This window comes from Intestinimonas sp. UBA1698, assembly GCF_002320075.1.
Classification (GTDB): domain Bacteria; phylum Bacillota; class Clostridia; order Oscillospirales; family Oscillospiraceae; genus Intestinimonas; species Intestinimonas massiliensis.
In genome coordinates, this window is the sequence record NZ_DCJO01000001.1 from 1 (window position 1) to 17,658 (window position 17,658).

Below are 17,658 nucleotides of genomic sequence, written 5' to 3' on the forward strand. Positions count from 1 at the left end.
ATCATCTGTTGATCTTCGGTAAATAGCATAGGGAAACCCTTCCTTTCACATAAGGCGGATGGGGCGCGGAGCACAGGTTAAGTTATTGTACCATGGAACCCCGCGCTGCACAACAGGGGGAATTTACAGCTTTTCGATGGTGATGACCTTGTCGGCCAGGAATCTTTCGATGTCGGCGTCGGAATAGCCGTACTCCCGGAGGATCTCGGCGGAGTGCTCGCCGACCATGGGGGCCTGACGGTCCATGGTGGGGGCGATGTCCTCGATGCAGGTGGGCTCGGTCAGGGCGAAGCGAATGGGCGTGGCGGGCTGCTTGGTGACAGTGCCGTCCTTGTTCGCCATGGGGACGATGTACATGTTCTCCAGGGCCTGGGGATCGTCCAGGACTTCCTTAATGTGCTGGACCCGGTCATAGGCGATATCGGCCCGGGCAAACATGCCGGAGATGTCATCCATGGTGTGCTGGGCGAAGGCCTTGCTCAGGATGGCGACCAGCTCCGCGGTGTGAGCCTTGCTGCCCACGGCGGTGGAGTAGTCGGGATTGCCAATGAGCTCGTTCAGGCCCAGCTCCTTGAAGAGGGCGTCGTTGTAGCGGTCGGGCTCCAGGATGCTCATGTAGAACCACTTGCCGTCGGAGCTCTTGAAGGTGTCCATGACGGGAGACCCGGGATTCAGGCGGGTTTTGGGGTACTCGTCGCCATACTGGGTGGAGACCATGCCGGCGCTTTCGCTCCAGATGGCCTGGGCGAACAGGGAGACCATGACCTTGCAGCCCTTGCCGGTCTTGGCCTTCTGATAGAGGGCCGCGCAGATGCCGCCGGACAGGGAGCAGGAGGTGGTGGCGTCGCCGAAGCCGATGAGGGGGTTGACGGGGGAGGTGTCCTTCTCGGTGATGTCGATCATGGCGCCGGAGCGGGCCCAGAAGGCCACGGTGTCAAAGCCGGCGTTGTCCTTGGCGGGGCCGAAGTCGCCGAAGCCGTTGATCTGGGCCCAGATGAGGTGGGGGAACTTCTTGCTCAGAGAATCGTAGTCCAGGCCCAGGCGCTTCAGGGCGCCGGTACGGTAGCTGGACACAAACACGTCGGCGGTTTCCAGCATCTTGTCCAGAATGGCCTTGCCGTCCTCGCTCTTCAGATTGAGGGACAGGCCCCGCTTGTTGGCGTTGTAGGCGGTGTAGAAGGGGTTGCAGTCCTTGTTGGTGGGGCAGGACATGGTGGCGCCGGTGCCGCGTCCGGGGTCGCCGAAGCTGGGCTCCACCTTGATGACGTCGGCACCCCAGTCGGCCAGGATGCGGGCCGCGCCGGGGCCGGCGACGAAGTAGGTCAGGTCAATGACTTTTACGCCTTCCAAAGGCTTAAACATAACAGAAAACTCCTTTCAATCGTTCCCCCCGCAGGGTCCGGAGAGAGGCGGCGCGGCGGATGGAGGGAACGCCGCGCCGGCCTCCGGACAGGATGGGAGAGAAGCATCGTATGGTAAGGGAGAAAGCAGAGGAATGGACCGCCCGGTCAGGGCAGGTTGGGGAAGATGGTAAAGAGCAGTACGCCCACCAGCGAGCCCAGGAAGGGGATGACCACGGTCAGAGCGAAGGTCAGGCCGTAGGAGTCCTTGTGGGTCTCGTTGCACAGACCGTTGGTGACGGTGACGATGTAGCCGTTATGGGGCAGGGAGTCCAGCGCGGAGGAGGACAGGGCCATGACGCGGTGGACGATGGAGGGGGCGATACCCAACTGAGTGTAAACCGGCCCCAGGATGGGCACTGCGATGCCCAGACCGCCGGAGGCAGAGCCGCAGATGCCGGCGATGACGGTGGTGCCGATGACCAGGCCCAGCAGCTTGGGGCCGGGGATGTTCACCATGGCGTCGGTGATGGTGGAGAACACAGGGCTGTTGGAGGCTACGCCGCCGAAGCCGTTGACGGCGCAGGTGTTGGTGATGGAGATCAGAGCCATGGCGGCGCCGTCGGCAAAGTGCTTGGGCAACTGCTTGACGTCGATGTACTTGATCATCAGGACGACGGCGGACACAGCACCGGCCAGCACGCCAACCTCAACGGGGGCGATGACCACGCCGCCTACCTTGATGTTGACCAGGCAGATGGTGATGATCAGGGGCAGCAGGGCCACGATGGGGTTGGGCAGGCTCTCGTTGGCGTCGTCGCCGAAGTCGTCGCTGGCCTTGGCCACAAAGTGCTCGCCGTTGTTCTTGGCCTTTTTCAGCCAGAAGTGCAGGTAGATGATGCCGACCACCAGCATGAAGCCGCAGGCCAGGAAGCCGTTGACCGCACCGGCCATATAGGTGGTGCCCAGGTTGGTGGAGGGCACGGCGTTGTGGATCTGCACGGCGCCGGGGGCGATCATGGCGAAGGTGGAGCAGCCGAAGCACAGCGCGCCGGGGATGCCGCGGCGGGGCAGGTCGGCGGCCCGGAAGACCTGCAGGGCGATGGGGAACACGCAGAAGGAGCATACGAAGGCGGACACGCCGCCGTAGCACAGCACGCCGCAGGCCAGAGGCACGGAAATAAAGGCCCACTCCGTGCCCATGATTTTGATGATGGCCTTGGCGATGGCCTTGGCGCCGCCGGTGATATCCATGGCTTTGGCCATCAGGGTGCCGGTCAGGAAGACCAGGTAGTAGTTCTTAAAGAAGTTGGTAAAGCCGGTCATGAAGTGGACCTTGTACGCCTCGTACACATTCATCTGGCTGGTCAGCGCCACCACCAGGGTGCAGACAAACACGGTCAGATAGATGTTGAAGCCCTTCATGATCATATACATCAGTAAACAGAAAGCCGCAATGATGCCGATGATACCAAGAACGGTCATAGAAGCTCCTCCTTAATCAATTCAATTCTCTTTCTTTCTCTTGCGGGGGAGAATCACTTGTTTTGAAACACGGCGGGACGCTTGGCCAGGAACGCGGCGGTGCCTTCCTTGGCGTCCTCGGAGGCAAAGGCCAGGGCGGCGACGTCCTTCTCCAGCTCCAGACCGTTCATCAGATCCATATTAACGCCCTTGTTGATGGCCACCTTGGCATAGCGCACGGCCATGGGGGCCTTGCTGATGATGCCGCCCATCATGGCCTTGGCCTCGTCCAGCAGGGCCTCGGGCGCCACGACCTTGTTGACCAGGCCGATGGCCTTGGCCTCGTCGGCCTTGATCTGGCGGGCGGTGAAGATCATCTCCTTGGCGATGCCAGTGCCCACCAGGCGGCTGAGACGCTGGGTGCCGCCGAAGCAGGGGACCAGACCCAGGTTGACCTCGGGCTGGCCGAACACAGCCTTCTCGGAGGCGATACGGATATCGCAGCTCATGCTCAGCTCGCAGCCGCCGCCCAGCGCATAGCCGTTGACCGCCGCGATCACGGGCTTTTCCAGCCCCTCGATCTTATTGAACAGGGTCTGGGCGCGGTTGGCGTAGTTGCGGCCTTCTTCGGCGCCGTAGCCGTTCATCTGGCTGATGTCGGCGCCGGCCACAAAGCCCTTGCCCTCGCCGGTGATGATGACGCCCAGCACCTCCGCCTCGGTCTCGATGCAGCTAAAGATCCGGTCCAGCTCGCCTAGAGTCTGGTCGTTGAGCGCGTTGAGCGCTTTGGGACGGTTCATGGTGATCACGACGATGGCCCCGTCCTGCTCCACCTTTGTATTTTCCAGGCTTTCCGCCAGCTTCTTGATTGCTTCGCTCATGGTTGACAGCCTCCTTGCAAAAATTCCAATCCAAACCAATTTGCCAGATCCGCAGCTCCCCGCGCCGGCCGGCCGCGTGAGCGTTGTCTCTTGTCCCAAAAATTCTAGCAAAGTCTGTGCCAATTGGTGCGACCAGATCCGGAATCCCTTGGACGCCTAGCGCAAAAAAACGCTGGACTTTTTGTAGGGGGGCCTCAAAAAAGTAGAAGCGGTTGGGCAAAATCGTCTCCGCATGGCACCGAATGTATCCAAATAGAGACACGATAAACGGCCAGAGAGAAGGCAAAATTGCAAAAAATAAAAATCTCAAGAAACATTATTTTACTTTTAAGTAAAAATAAAACATTCTTTATTCGCGTTTTACGCGGATGATTTTCTGTAGCCGGGCCTTTAAAACGGGCAGTCTCCGTTTGGAGACTGCCCGCCAACCGCGCCGGAGGGTCCGGGGCCTCGCTTGTCCAGGTTTTTGACGATTCCGACAACTGCCGGTTGCTTTTTTGCCGGGAGAACGTTATAATTTTAAAAGAAGTATGGTTATGTTACCCTGCGCGCGACAACTGCATGGAGGTGCGATATGAAATCCAAACGACTGCTCACTTGCCTGCTGGCCTTCGCCCTGACGCTGACCATGACGGCGCTTCCGGCTTCGGCGGCCACCTTCCCGGACATTGCCAGCCACTGGGCCAAGAGCTACATCGAGGAAATGACCGACGCGGGCATGTTCAAGGGCTATGAGGACGGCACCTTCAAGCCGGAAAACAAGCTGACTACGGCGGAGGCCCTGGCCCTCTGCGCCCGGGCCGTACCCGTCAAACAGGGGATCGCCGACCGGATTGCCTCCGACCGCAAGAAGGATGTAGACGGCCTGCTGAACGGGGCCCAGTCCTGGTTCTACCGGGAGTTCGCCATCTGCCTGGAGACCGGCATCCTCTCCTACCCCGAGCTCAAGGGTCTGGTGCAGAATGGGAGTCTCTCCAAGCCCATCGAGAAGGAGGACCTGTCGGTCTACCTGGTGCGGGCCATGCAGCTCGGTCCCATGGCCGAGGGACTGGACTCCTATTCCATGACCTTCCGCGACACCGCCTCCATCCGCGAGTCGGCCAAGCCCTATGTTTATCTGCTCAACGTCTACGGCATCGTCCAGGGCGACACCAACAACGCCTATGGCCCCAAAGGCGAGGTCACCCGGGCCATCATGGCCACCATGCTCTCCCGCGCCCTGACGTTCATGGAGGAGCGGGGCACCATCACCGACCTGAGCGAGTACGACGACTATGACTTTATCCAGGGCACCATTGCCGCCGTCACCAAGGGGGACAGCGGCGTGGTGGTCCTGACCCTCACCGGCGATCTGACCGGCGCCACCAGCAGCATCTCCCTGCCCGCCGACGCCGTCATCTATGAGAACAATATGGAGACCACCAGCAGCAGCCTCAAGGCGGGCAAGCACGTCCGCATTGCCCTGACCAGCAAGGGCGTGGCGGAGGACGTCTACCTCAGCGCCGCCCTGAAGGAGTTCACCGGCTCGGTCAACGGCATCGAGGACAACAGTATTGCCCTGACGGTAGGCGGTGCCGGTCGGGTGGTCACCATGAACCGCTTCACCCAGGTGCAGGTGGGCTCCAAGACCATCGGGGACCGCTCGGTGGTGGACCCCGACGCGGGCTACGCCACCGCCGTCTGCATGACCGACGACCAGGGCCGTCTGGTGGCTGTCCGCCTCACCGGCGGCACCCGGGAGGAGACGGGCATTCTCTCCAGCGTGGAGAAGTCCGGCAGCGGCTGTACCCTGCGGGTCAGCGGGTTTGACGGCGTCACCCACCAGTATGCCGTGCCCGGCGGCTCCGCCGTCACCGTCAACGGCCTGGAGGGGACCCTGTCCTCCGGTTACGAGGGGTGCTACGTCTCTCTGCGGGTATCCAACGAGGATGGCTCCGCCCTGTCCGTCTCGGTGGATTCCGTCACGAAATATGTGCAGGGCGGTATCAAGGCCTTTACCTGGGCCAGCAGCACCAACACCGTTACCCTCACCGACCCGGCCACCGGTAAATCCACCAGCTATGACGTGGCCGATAGCTGCGTATTCACCTATAACGGCTCGGCCATCAAGCTCAAGGAGCTGGAGAAGGAGTGGTTCGCCACCGCCCGCTTCTCTGGAGAGAAGCTGGTGCGGCTGGACTGCTACCCCGGCTCGGCGGTGACCGAGGGCGTTCTTACCAACCGGGTGTTCACCTCCAGCGGCTCCACCGTCACCCTGGAGGTCACCGAGAGTGACGACACCGTAGTGAGCTTTGCCATCGACCTGTCCGATCCCCCCGCCATCTACCGCAACGAGGAGAAGAGCGCCATTGACAAGCTGCGGCTGGGTGACGAGGTGGAGGTCACCGTCCGTTACCACGTGGTTACCCGCATCGAGGCCACCCCCCAGAGCGCCAATATGACCGGTACCATCAACCGCATCATTCAGGAGGTGGGCGGCAGCACTCTGGAGGTGACCCTCTCCGATGGGGAGGAAGCGTCCTATACGGTTACCTCGGCCACCTCCATTACCCAGAGCGGCAAGACCATCGCACTGTCCGCCCTGAAGCCGGGCTACAAGATCGGCCTGGTGGTCAACGGCGACCAGGTCGCCGCCATCGAGGTCCAGCAGGCCGTCACCTCCGGCAGCCAGCTCAACGGCACCGTGGTCTATGTCAGCACGGAGCGTGGCAATCAGTACATCTATCTGCGCAGCCTGGACAGCGCCGGCAACGAGGAGCTCATCACCGTCCATGTGGACGACGACACCAAGTTCCTGGAGTGGGACGGCGGAACCCTGACCCTGCGGAAGCTGGAGGTGGGGGATTACCTTCAGGTGAACGGAGCCTACGATGGCGCGGAGTTTAACGCCGCCCTGATCCTGCGCCAGTAAGCGGCGCATACCCTGAAGAGCGCTGTGACTCCATGGGGAGAAAAACGTGCTCTTTGCCCCGAAAACGAGAGGGAGTCCCCCGGCTACAAGACCGGGGGACTCCCTTTTCGGTATTTGAAGGCGTATACGTCAATGGAAGCAGCCAGCGGATCAGGGCTGCTTGCCAATATAGGCTAAGATGCCGCCGTCCACATACAGGATGTGGCCGTTGACAAAATTGGAGGCATCAGAGGCAAGAAAGACGGCGGGACCAGCCAGATCTTCCGGCCTGCCCCACCGCCCCGCCGGGGTTTTGGAGCAGATAAACTGGTCGAAGGGGTGACGGCTGCCGTCTGGCTGTGGCTCACGCAGGGGGGCTGTTTGGGAAGTGGCAATATAGCCGGGGCCGATACCGTTGCACTGGATGTTGGCTCCACCAAACTCGGCGCAGATGTTTCGGGTGAGCATTTTTAGCCCGCCCTTGGCGGCGGCGTAGGCAGAGACCGTCTCCCGGCCAAGCTCGCTCATCATGGAGCAGATGTTGATGATTTTGCCATGTCCCTTTGCGATCATGCCCGGGATACAGGCTTTGGCCACAATAAACGGAGCGGTCAGATCGACGTCTACTACGCGGCGAAAATCCTGGGCGGACATATCCAACAGGGGAGTACGCTGGATCATCCCCGCATTGTTGACCAGAATGTCCACCGGCCCCAAGTCGGCAGAGATCCGGGCTACCATGTTCTGGACGGCGGTCTCGTCAGTGACGTCGCAAAGATAGCCCCGCGCATGGATTCCCCGCGCGGCGTACTCGGCCTCAGCGGCCTTCAGCCGGTCCGGACTGTGGCCGTTAAAGGCAATTTCGGCGCCCGCGCCGGCCAGAGCGACGGCCATGGAAAAGCCGATCCCATGGCTGGCCCCGGTGACCAGAGCAACTTTTCCCTTTAGGGAAAATTGACCCAACATATCCATGACCGTCACCTCAGCGCGGTGACAGGAATCACATCCATGTCGTCAAAGGCCTGATTTTCACCGCCCATCGCCCAGATAAAGGAATAGCTTCCGGTGCCGGCTCCGGCATGAATGGACCAGGAGGGGGAGATCACGGCCTGCTCGTTCTGCAGGACGATGTGGCGGGTCTCCTGCCCCTCGCCCATCATATGGAAAACCACATTGCCCGCAGGGATCTCGAAGTAGGTATATACCTCCATGCGCCGTTCGTGTGTGTGGGCAGGCATAGTGTTCCACACGCTGCCCGGCTCCAGTACGGTCATGCCCATGGATAGCTGGCAGGTCGGGAGTACGTCGGGGTGGATAAACTGGTGGATGACCCGCTTATTGGAGGTTTCCAAAGCGCCCAGGGGCTTTCTGGCGGCGTCGGAAAGCCGGATGAGCCGGGTCTCATAGGAGCAGTGGGCCGGGGCGGAGACCATGTAGAATTTGGCGGGGGCGGTGGGGCTGTCGCTGGAAAACAACACCTCACGACTCCCGCGGGTAATATACAGGCAGTCCTTATAGCCCATGGGATAGACTGTGCCGTCTACGGTTACCTGACCTGGCCCGCCGATATTGAACAGGCCGACCTCCCGGCGCTCCAGAAAGAAATGAGTTCCAAAATTGGCCCACACATCAATGCCCTGTTCGATGGGTATGCTTTTGGTTACCGGCATGCAGCCCAGGGTGACCATTCGGTCGACATGGGAGTAGAACGCCGTCACCTGGTCAGGCCGGTAAAGATCTTCGATAAGGAACTCCTTTCGGAGCTCCTCCGTGGTATAGCGCTTGAAGTCCCGCGGATTGGCGGAATAACGGATATCCATATAGATATTCTCCTTTTACAGATGGAGCTTGATCTGCTCGATCATGCGCGTATACTCCTCCTGGGAGAGAAACGTTCGGCCGGGATTCATCCCAAAGACGTCTCCCCACTCGTAGCCGCCCTGATACTTGGGGACCAAGTGAAAGTGAAGGTGCCTTCCGGTATCTCCGTAAGCGCCGTAGTTCACCTTATCCGGGTGAAAGACGGCGTGGATTGCCCTGGCTGCTCTGGCTACGTCCGTGAAGAAGGCGTTCCGCTCCGCGTCGGTCAGGTCCACCAACTCACTGATATGCTCCTTATAGGCCAGGATACAGCGGCCGGGGTGGCTCTGTTCCTGAAAGAGGATGAGCGTGCTGACGCTCAGCTCACAGATGGGAATGCCGAAGGCGGCCAGGGTCTCTCCGCCTGCGCAGTAGCCGCAATGAGGGTCTTTCATAAAACCTGCTTCCTTTCTTACAGCACCACGCCGTCCTTAAAGATGGCAATCTCGCGGGCCCCGTGGAGCTCGGTTTTCGTAGGACTGCCGCTGGCCGCCTCAAGCACCAGATCCAACAGGCGGTCTCCCACGGCATCCAGGGTCTCGCCTTCCGCCACCGTACCGGCGTTAAAGTCGATCCAGCTCCCTTTTTTCTGAAAAAGGGCGGTATTACTGGAGATTTTTACCGTTGGAGCCGGAGCCCCAAAGGGGGTGCCGCGGCCGGTGGTAAAGAGAATGAGGTGGGCGCCGGCAGCGGTGAGGGCGGTGGTGGACACCAGATCGTTGCCCGGTCCGCTGAGAAGGTTCAGGCCCCGCCGGGTCACGGCCTCGCCGTAACCCAGCACATCCACGATCCGGGCGCTTCCACCCTTTTGCACACAGCCGCAGGACTTGTCCTCCAGCGTGGTGATGCCCCCAGCCTTGTTGCCGGGGCTGGGATTTTCATAGACTACCTGGCCGTGGCGGATAAAGTAGCGCTTAAACGCCTCCACCATTTGGACGGCCTTGTCAAAAACGGCCTGATCCTTGCAGCGGTCGAAGAGAATGGATTCCGCGCCGAACATCTCAGGTACCTCGGTGAGGACAGTAGAGCCGCCCAAGGCGATGAGCCGGTCGGAAAACCGGCCCACTGCGGGGTTGGCGGTGATGCCGCTGAGACCGTCGGAGCCGCCGCATTTCAGACCAACCACCAGCTCGGAGGCAGAAATCGGCTCCCGGCGGAAGGTCCCGGCATAATCGGCCAGTTCCTTGAGCAGGGCGGCACCGGCGGCCAGCTCATCCTCCACGTCCTGACAGACCAGAAAACGGACGCGGTTTTTGTCATGGGGCCCCAGCTCGGCCTGAAATTGCTCCATCGTCAGATTTTCGCACCCCAGCCCCAGCACCAGCACGCCCCCCGCATTGGGGTGGCGGGCCAGGGCGGCCAGCAGCTTCCGGGTCTGGGCATGGTCCTCCCCCATCTGGCTGCACCCGAAGGGGTGCGGAAAGGCATAAAGACCTTCCACCGTGCCGCCTGTCAGATGCTGGTTTTCCCGTACCAGGGCCTGGGCGATGGCGTTGACGCAGCCCACAGTGGGGAGGACCCACAGCTCATTGCGGATGGCGGCCCTGCCGTCGGGGCGGCGGTAGCCCTGGAAAGTCCGGGGAGGGACGGGGGGCAGGGCGCCGACCCGGGGATGGTAGGCGTACACGCCGTCCTCGCTGAGGCCGGTGCGCACGTTGTGGACGTGGACCCAGTCCCCGGGGGCGATGTCCGCCTTGGCCAGACCGATGGTGCAGCCGTATTTGATGATCCGGGCCCCCGCGGGAACGGCTGCCAGGGCGAGCTTGTGGCCCCGCGGAATGGCCTGGCGGGCGGTGACGGTACTACCTCCGGCGGTGACGGTCTCCCCTGCGGGAATGTCCTCCAGGGCCACCGCCACGTTATCCAGAGGATGAATGCGGATCAGGTTCATGGTGCGCCTCCTTACAGACAGGCGGCATAGGCCGCCAGAGCGCCCTGTTCCCGGATCAGCTTCAGATCGGCCACGGCCGCAGCTTCAAAGCCAGGGACGGCGGTCAGATTCTGGCCCCACATCCGTTCATTGGTCATAACGGCGTGGATCAGATCCTCCGGGCGGTCGCCCCTGTGAGCCCAGTAGAACTCCAGGACCCAGCGGTCGTCGGAACAGGTATACTCGTCGCCCTTGGGCCGCCGGCACACCAGCCCGGCATCGGTGAGCCTCTGGACATCGTTGGAGTAAAAGGCCACATAGGCGGCAAAGCTCATAGCGAGGCAGGCGGGCAGCGCTCCCGTCTGCTCCACATATTCCAGCAGGCTGGGCAGGTTCCGGGCCCGCCACTTGGAGGTGGAGTTGAGAGAGATGCTCATGAGCTCGTGATCCACGAAGGGGTTGTTGAACCGGTCCTGGACAGCGGAGGCAAACGCCTCCAGATCCTGTCTATCCAGGGGAAGGGTGGGAATAACCTCCTCATGGAGCATCCGGTTCATGAAGCCCCGGACGGTGTCGTCCCCCATGCAGTCCCGCACGATGTCGAAGCCGGCCAGATAGGCCCCCAGCACGAAGCCGGTGTGGGCGCCGTTGAGAATGCGTACCTTGCGCTTTTTATAGGGGGTCACGTCGGGGACTACCGGGCAGTTGAGGCCCGCCCGCTTAAAGGGCAGCTTCTCCTCCAGCCATGCCGGACCTTCGATGTTCCACACGCCGAAGATTTCCCCCACGTCGATGAGATCATCCCGATAGCCGTTGGCGGCTTCCATGGCGGCGGCCTCTATCGGGTCCTTCACCCGACCGGGGACGATGCGGTCCACCAGGGTGGAGCAGAAGGTGCACTCCCCCATAACCCAGGTGCGGAATTCGGGTTCCAGGGCCCACTGGTCGATATACCGGTTCACGCATCGGAGTAATTCCCTGCCGTTGTTGTCGATCAGCTCGCAGGAGAGAATGACTAAGCCCGGCCTGCCGGCCTTCCAGCGGGCGTAGAGGACCTGAGTCAGCTTGGCGGGGAAGGAGGCGGGGGGCGCGTCATCCGGTTTGCAGGCGGGGTCGTAGACGATGCCCGCCTCGGTCGTATTGGAAACCACGTATTCCAGGTCGTCGGAGACGGCCAGGGCCATCATGGCGGCGTAGTCCTCCGCCTCATAGGGGTTAAGGCAGCGGCTGACGGAGGAGATGACCCGCTTCCGATCCACCTTTTTTCCATTATGGCGGCCCCTGAGATAGAGCGTGTAGAGCCCTTCCTGGCGGTTGATGGGGCTGGCCAGGCCCTGGGGGATGGGCTGGACCAGGACGCATTTGCCGTTCCAGCCCGCCTTTTCATTGGAGACGTCAAACCAGTAGTCCACGAAAGCCCGCAGGAAGTTGCCCTCGCCGAACTGGAGGACCTTTTCCGGGGCGTCTCTGAGCAGATATCCGCTATAGCCCTGTGCTTCCAGAGTCTTGTAAGAGAGTGTTTCCATTCGCATCATTCTCCTTTTTCGGGTAGAGCCTGGGCTGTGCGTACGCTGAACACGCTGAGGAGGATGGAAAACAGCAGCAGGGCCGCAAATACCACAATCAGGCCCATCCCCGCCCGGATGCCCGCCCACTCGGCTACAAAACCCACCATGGCCGGGGTGAGGATGCCGCCGGCGCTGCCGGTAAAGATCATGACACTGCAGCCCAGGTCGTTGCCCCGGATGCAGTCGCTGCCAAAGGCAAACGCAGTGGGGTAAATAGTGGCCATGAAGAAGCCGACGCCCACCAGTCCCAGGATGATCGGGGCTGGGGTCCGGCTGAAGAACATAACAAGAAAGAAGGAAAAAAGGCCCACCCCGTCCAGCAGCAGCAGCTTGCTCCGGGAGAGTTTTCCCGTAATGACGGCCCCCACCATTCGCCCGAGAAAGATGACCAGCCACAGAAGACTGTTCATCATCTGGGATTGGTTGGGGTCCAGAACGCCGATGTCCTGAAAGTAGGTGACGAGCCAGCCCACGATGGCGTATTCGGTGGAGATGTAGAAAAAAAGCATCGCGGCGCCTAGCCAGAACTGCTTGACTTTAAAAAAACGGAGATCCACCGACGTGATGCTCTTTTTGGCATACTCCGGCGGAAGGGGCATTTTGGCGTAGACGACAAGCTGACTGATGCACAGCAGACACAACAGGCCGGCCATGATCCGCCAGCCCAGACCCGGCCACCGCCCGGCGCAGAAGATAAGCAACAGAGGAGAGAGCAGGGCCCCCACGGCAAAGCAGCCGTGCAGCAGATTATAGCCGCGGGTGGCCTTATCTCCGGGCAGGGTGGAGATCATGGTGTTGGCGAAATTGGAGTTGCCGCCGCGGGCGATGCCGGTCATGAGGCAGGCCAGGACCAGCAGGACGGGGGTCCCCATGCCGCTGGCAAAAATCAGATAGCCGGCCGCCATCCATACCGCAGTGGTCAGAATGCTCCGCCTGCGGCCCAGGTAGACGGGCAGAAAGCCTGCGGCCAGCACAGCCAGCAGGTTCCCAATGGACTGGCAGGACAGCAGTACGCCGGACAGGTCGTAGCTGAAGCCATAAGTGTCCCGCAGGAAGGGGATGAAGGAGCCCAGGGGCTGAGAGGCCGCACCGCTGACAAAAAAGGTAAAGAGCACATTGCGAAGCAACCGGCCCTCCCGCTGAGTCTCCGATGTCTGAGTCACGAAACGGACCACTCCTTACAGATCAAAATACCGGGCGGCATTGGTATAGCATACGCCTTCCACGATTTTCTTCAGGGCCTTTTCATCGTTGGGGTACTCCCCATTCTCCACCCAGCGGCCGATGAGGTTGCACAGGATGCGGCGGAAGTAGTCGTGCCGGGCATAGGAGAGGAAGGAACGGGAATCGGTGAGCATTCCCACAAAATTGCCCAGCAGCCCCAGATTGGCCAGGGAAGCCATCTGTTCCTCCATACCGGACTTGGTATCATTGAACCACCAGGCGGAGCCATGCTGAATCTTACCGGGGATCTCATCGGACTGGAAGCATCCCAGCATGGAGTCCAATTGCTCATTGTCAGCGGGATTGAGGGAATAGAGAATGGTCTTGGGACACTGGCCGTCCATGTCCAGCGCGGACAGCAGGGAGGCGATATTGCCGCCACAGGTGTTCTGGGCAATCATGTCAAAGCCGGTGTCGGGCCCCAGAGCGGTAAACATCCGCCGGTTGGCATTGCGCAGACAGGAGTAGTGGAGCTGCATGACAATGCCCAACCGATGGTAGGCCCGGCCCAGGCAGAGGAGGATGACGGTCTGGTAGCCCTCGGCCTCCGCCAGGCTCAAGGGCTCTCCCGCCATGGCCTTCCGATAGGCCGCGTCGGCCTCGGCCATGGTGGCGGGACGGAAGGGAACATAGTCCAAGCCGTGGTCGCTGGCCCGGCAGCCCAGCGTTTTAAAGAACTCCAGCCGCTCCACCAAGGCGTCACAGACGTCCGCAACGCTGTCCAGGCTTTTTCTGCCTACGCTCTGGGCCAGCTTGGCCATGTAATCTGCAAAGCCCGGCTTGGTAATGTTGATGGCTTTGTCCGGGCGGTAGGAGGGACAGACCTGAAAGCGGATCGTGGGGTCGGCGGCGATCTTCTCATGCCACTCCAATGGGTCCACGGGGTCGTCCGTGGTGCCGATAAAGGCCACGTTGGACTGCTCAATCAGCCCCCGTACGGTGAGCCTGGGGTCGTTTTGCAGTTGATCAGAGGTGATGGCCCATACCTCGTCCACGGTTTCGGGCGACAGGTAGCCCTCATAGCCAAAAAACTTGCGCAGTTCCAAGTTACACCAGTGGTACATGGGGTTGCCGATCGCCAGCTCCAGAGCCTCGGCAAACTTCTTCAGCCGCTCCACCGGGGGCTTGTCACCGGTAACATAGTCCTCGCTTACCCCGTTGGAACGCATGACCCGCCACTTGTAGTGGTCGCCAAAATAGCTGCCATCGGGCTGCTTCCCCCCAAGCCAGACCTCTACAAGATCGTTGAAACGGCGGTTCTCGTAGATCTCCCTCGGAGAAATGTGACAGTGGTAGTCCACCAGGGGCATCTGTTCCGCATAGTGGTGGAATAGGTGCTTGGCGGTATCGGTTTCCAGAAGGAAGTCCTTGTCCATAAACGCTTTCATCCACAGGCTCCTTTTCGTTGATTTTGTGTCGGGGCTTACCGCTTGATGTCGCAATTCATGTTCATCAGGTTGCGGATGCTCTCTACGTCATCGGTAATGTTTCCGTCCCCGTGAATCGTGTGCTTGATGACGCTGCTGGCTACGGCAAAATTGACGATGTCCATGGGGCGATAACCGCACATCATGGCATAGATCAGACCGCTGGCAAAAGCGTCGCCACCCCCAACCCGGTCCAGGATATGAAAGGTAAACAGCTTGCTTGCAAAGGTATGACCCTGGTACCACATGTAAGCCATCAGGCTGTTTTCACTGCCGGAATGGACATACCGAACATGACGGGCGATGCACTTGAGGTTGGGGTAGCGCTCCAGAAAGACCTGAAAGATCTCGTCCTGCTGCTCATAGCTGGGCTGCAGGGGGAGACCGTCCTTCCAGTCGCCCTTGCCGGGGTCATCCGCATCCCGCCAGAGGTGGTAGGGCTCGATACCGAGCAGGACATCCACATAGGGCAGGCACTGGGTACAAAAGTCCCGTGCTTCCTCCCAGCTCCACAGGGCGCTGCGGAAGTTGCCGTCGAAGCTGATGGTCATACCCTTTGCCCTGGCCGCCCGGAGGCAGTCAAGGGTAAGGGTCCGGCAGCTTGGGGACAGGGCGGGGGTGATACCGCTCATGTGGAGCCAGTCGAAGCCCTCCAGCAGAGCGTCCAGGTCCACCCGGGAAAAGTCATACTCGGTGATGGCGCTGTGCTTGCGGTCATACGTCACCTTACTGGGGCGGATGCCATAGCCGGTCTCCAGATAGTAGGTTCCCAGCCGGTGGGTGGGGGTGTCCTGGGGCGAGCTGAGAATCATGGGCGTGCAGTGAACGTCATTGCTGCGCAGCATCCGCACTGCGCTTTTGCCCAGACTGTTGTTGGGCACCACGCTGAAGAAGGTGCTGTCGATACCCAGATTGGCCAGAGCCAGGGCGATGTTGGCCTCGCTTCCGCCATAGCTGGCCTCAAAGCTGGTGGCCACCCGGATCTTGTCATAGTTGGGCGGGGTCAGACGCAGCATGATCTCCCCGATGGTGATAAACTTCTGAGGGCTTTCGCCCCGCAACAAAGGGTTGGAATGGACCATCCGAAACCTCCCTGAGACAAAGATAGGGCAAAGTTGACTGCTGTTACCGCTGGACGCGGCCGGAGCCGTCGCCGCCGGAGAGCTTCTCTACCTCGGCCACTGTGACCCGGTTGAAGTCGCCCTCGATGGAGTGCTTGAGTGCGGAGGCCGCCACGGCAAACTCAATGGCGTCCTGGGTGGACTTGCCGTTCAGCAGGGCATAGATGAGGCCGCCGCCAAAGCTGTCGCCGCCGCCCACCCGGTCCACGATGCGCAGGTGATACTCCTTGGAGAAGCAGAAGTCCTTCCCGTCGTACAGCATCCCCGCCCAGTCGTTGTCGCTGGCGGAGATGGAGGTGCGCAGGGTGATGGCAACCTTCTCAAAACCGAACTGGTCCATGAGCTGCTTGGCCACGGACTTGTAGCCCTCCTTGTTCAGCTTGCCGCCGGTGATGTCGGTGTCCTCGGCCTCGATGCCGAATACGTCCTTAGCGTCCTCCTCGTTGGAGATGCACACGTCCACGTACCGGCACAGCTCGGTCATGGCGGCCCGGGCCTCGGCCCGGGTCCACAGCTTGCCCCGGTAGTTCAGGTCGCAGGAGATCTTCACGCCGTGGGCCTTGGCCGCCTGACAGGCGTCCTTGCAGATCTCCACCACGTTGGGCCCCAGGGCCGGGGTGATGCCGGTGAAATGGAACCAGTCCGCGCCGTCCAAGATCTGGTCCCAGTCGAAATCGTCGGGCTGGGCCTCTTGGATCGCGGAGTGGGCCCGGTCGTAGATGCACACGCTGCCCCGCTGGGAGGCCCCCTTTTCCAGGTAGTAGATGCCCACCCGGTCGCCGCCCCGGACGATCCTGGAGGTGTCCACGCCGAAATACCGCAGGGAATCCACGGCGGCCTGGCCGATGGCGTGGGCGGGCAGCTTGGTCACATAGGCGGAATCCAGGCCGTAGTTGGCCAACGAAACGGCCACGTTGGCCTCGCCGCCGCCGAAGGTGGCCTGCATCTGATCGTTCTGGAAGAAGCGGTAGTAGCCGTTGGGGGCCAGCCGCAGCATAATTTCGCCGAACGTAATGACTCTACTCATGATCATACATCACCTTTCTTATTTTTGCACCAGATGAATGGCAAATCCGCCGAACTCACCCTGGAGATAGATGGCCTTGGTGCGGCCCTTAGCGTCGGTCTTGCGGGTGGCCTCGTCGAAGGCAGCGCCCTGGAGTCCCAGGTAATACACCGCCCGATCCACACTGTTGACGCCGATGGCGATGTGCCCGTGAGTCCCCAGGTAGGGCTGTTTGGTGCACTCCACGGCGGGCATGGCCACGATGGAGGAGTTGCCCATTTGATAGGTAAAGCCGAAGAGGGCGCACAGCGTCCGGACGGTGCGGTCGGCCTCTGCCTCGTCGGCGCAGTTGATGCCCACGTGGTGGAGAGAAAAGCCCAGCATGGTCTTTACGGCCTCTCTGCACACCCGGGTAATCTCATCCCACTGCTCTGCTTCAATCAGGTCTTTCTTTACCATCCAGGTGCCGCCGCAGGCCACGATGCGGTCATAGCCCAGATAATCCATCAGATTCTTGGCGCTTACGCCTCCGGTGGGCATAAAGCTCAGCTTGGGAAACACGGGAGCCAGAGCCTTGAGAAAGCTCAGGCCGCCGGACTGCTCGGCGGGGAAGAACTTCACCACCTCCAGGCCAGCGTTTACCGCGCGGGTCATGTCGGAGGCGTTGACGCAGCCGGGCAGCACGGGGATGCCTCTGGCCTGGCAGTGGGCCACCAGCGCCTCGTTGTAGCCGGGCGAGACGATGAATCTGGCGCCGGCGGCAATGGCCCGGTCACACTGCTCCTCATTCAGCACGGTGCCGGCGCCCACCAGCACCTCCGGGCAGTTCTGCGCGATCTGCCGGATGGCCTCTTCCCCCGCCGCCGTGCGAAAGGTCACCTCTGCGGCCGGAATGCCGCCCGCCGTCAGCGCGCGGGCCAGGGGCACCGCCTTGGCGGCATCCTCAATGGCGATTACGGGGATCACGCCGATCTGTTGGACCTTTGCGAGCACTTCGTTCATGATGA

The 17,658-nt window shown here is 61.1% G+C and carries 14 protein-coding genes; 1 reads left to right on the plus strand and 13 read right to left on the minus strand.

All coding sequences use genetic code 11. From position 1 onward, the window contains the following. Positions 1 to 123 precede the first annotated feature (123 nt). The 3 genes from B3H64_RS00005 to B3H64_RS00015 form a co-directional block, all read right to left on the minus strand. Positions 124 to 1,362, minus strand: a complete 1,239-nt coding sequence (locus B3H64_RS00005) for a CaiB/BaiF CoA transferase family protein (RefSeq protein ID WP_050617223.1) — start codon at positions 1,360 to 1,362, stop codon at positions 124 to 126. A 146-nt stretch (positions 1,363 to 1,508) separates the two neighbouring features. Then, positions 1,509 to 2,825: a GntP family permease gene (locus tag B3H64_RS00010; protein WP_286732039.1), complete on the minus strand. Its 1,317-nt coding sequence runs from the start codon at positions 2,823 to 2,825 to the stop codon at positions 1,509 to 1,511. Positions 2,826 to 2,878: 53 nt separating this feature from the next. After that, a complete protein-coding gene (locus B3H64_RS00015) occupies positions 2,879 to 3,685 on the minus strand; it encodes an enoyl-CoA hydratase-related protein (protein WP_238074183.1) in 807 nt (268 codons plus the stop codon). Positions 3,686 to 4,259: 574 nt separating this feature from the next. Between B3H64_RS00015 and B3H64_RS00020 the strand changes: the two genes are divergently transcribed. Further along, a complete protein-coding gene (locus B3H64_RS00020; RefSeq protein ID WP_286732040.1) occupies positions 4,260 to 6,596 on the plus strand; it encodes an S-layer homology domain-containing protein in 2,337 nt (778 codons plus the stop codon). A 150-nt stretch (positions 6,597 to 6,746) separates the two neighbouring features. Here the strand turns inward: B3H64_RS00020 and B3H64_RS00025 are convergent, their stop codons facing one another. Genes B3H64_RS00025 through eda form a run of 10 tightly spaced genes read right to left on the minus strand, consistent with a single transcriptional unit; the run spans position 6,747 to position 17,653 of the window. Beyond that, positions 6,747 to 7,547, minus strand: coding sequence for a gluconate 5-dehydrogenase (locus tag B3H64_RS00025; protein ID WP_050617219.1), 801 nt, complete (start codon positions 7,545 to 7,547; stop codon positions 6,747 to 6,749). A gap of 5 nt (positions 7,548 to 7,552) precedes the next feature. After that, on the minus strand, positions 7,553 to 8,395 hold the full coding sequence (kduI, locus tag B3H64_RS00030) for a 5-dehydro-4-deoxy-D-glucuronate isomerase (protein WP_286732041.1): 843 nt from the start codon (positions 8,393 to 8,395) through the stop codon (positions 7,553 to 7,555). Positions 8,396 to 8,410: 15 nt separating this feature from the next. Next, on the minus strand, positions 8,411 to 8,830 hold the full coding sequence (locus tag B3H64_RS00035; protein WP_286732042.1) for an HIT family protein: 420 nt from the start codon (positions 8,828 to 8,830) through the stop codon (positions 8,411 to 8,413). 17 nt (positions 8,831 to 8,847) lie between these two features. Beyond that, entirely contained in the window at positions 8,848 to 10,326 is a 1,479-nt protein-coding gene (locus B3H64_RS00040; RefSeq protein WP_286732043.1) for a UxaA family hydrolase, read from the minus strand. 11 nt (positions 10,327 to 10,337) lie between these two features. Continuing rightward, the gene (locus tag B3H64_RS00045) at positions 10,338 to 11,831 is read right to left on the minus strand and encodes a tagaturonate reductase (protein WP_286732044.1); all 1,494 of its coding nucleotides are present in this window, start codon (positions 11,829 to 11,831) and stop codon (positions 10,338 to 10,340) included. 5 nt (positions 11,832 to 11,836) lie between these two features. Then, entirely contained in the window at positions 11,837 to 13,036 is a 1,200-nt protein-coding gene (locus B3H64_RS00050) for an MFS transporter (protein WP_286732045.1), read from the minus strand. A 15-nt stretch (positions 13,037 to 13,051) separates the two neighbouring features. Beyond that, the gene (gene uxaC, locus B3H64_RS00055; protein WP_286732046.1) at positions 13,052 to 14,485 is read right to left on the minus strand and encodes a glucuronate isomerase; all 1,434 of its coding nucleotides are present in this window, start codon (positions 14,483 to 14,485) and stop codon (positions 13,052 to 13,054) included. 35 nt (positions 14,486 to 14,520) lie between these two features. Beyond that, positions 14,521 to 15,606, minus strand: coding sequence for a sugar kinase (locus tag B3H64_RS00060; protein WP_256319342.1), 1,086 nt, complete (start codon positions 15,604 to 15,606; stop codon positions 14,521 to 14,523). A 43-nt stretch (positions 15,607 to 15,649) separates the two neighbouring features. Continuing rightward, positions 15,650 to 16,672 (minus strand): sugar kinase, encoded by a 1,023-nt coding sequence (locus tag B3H64_RS00065; RefSeq protein ID WP_050617596.1) that lies wholly within the window; start codon positions 16,670 to 16,672, stop codon positions 15,650 to 15,652. 18 nt (positions 16,673 to 16,690) lie between these two features. Next, entirely contained in the window at positions 16,691 to 17,653 is a 963-nt protein-coding gene (gene eda / locus B3H64_RS00070; protein WP_286732047.1) for a bifunctional 4-hydroxy-2-oxoglutarate aldolase/2-dehydro-3-deoxy-phosphogluconate aldolase, read from the minus strand. Between the last annotated feature and the right edge of the window lie 5 nt (positions 17,654 to 17,658).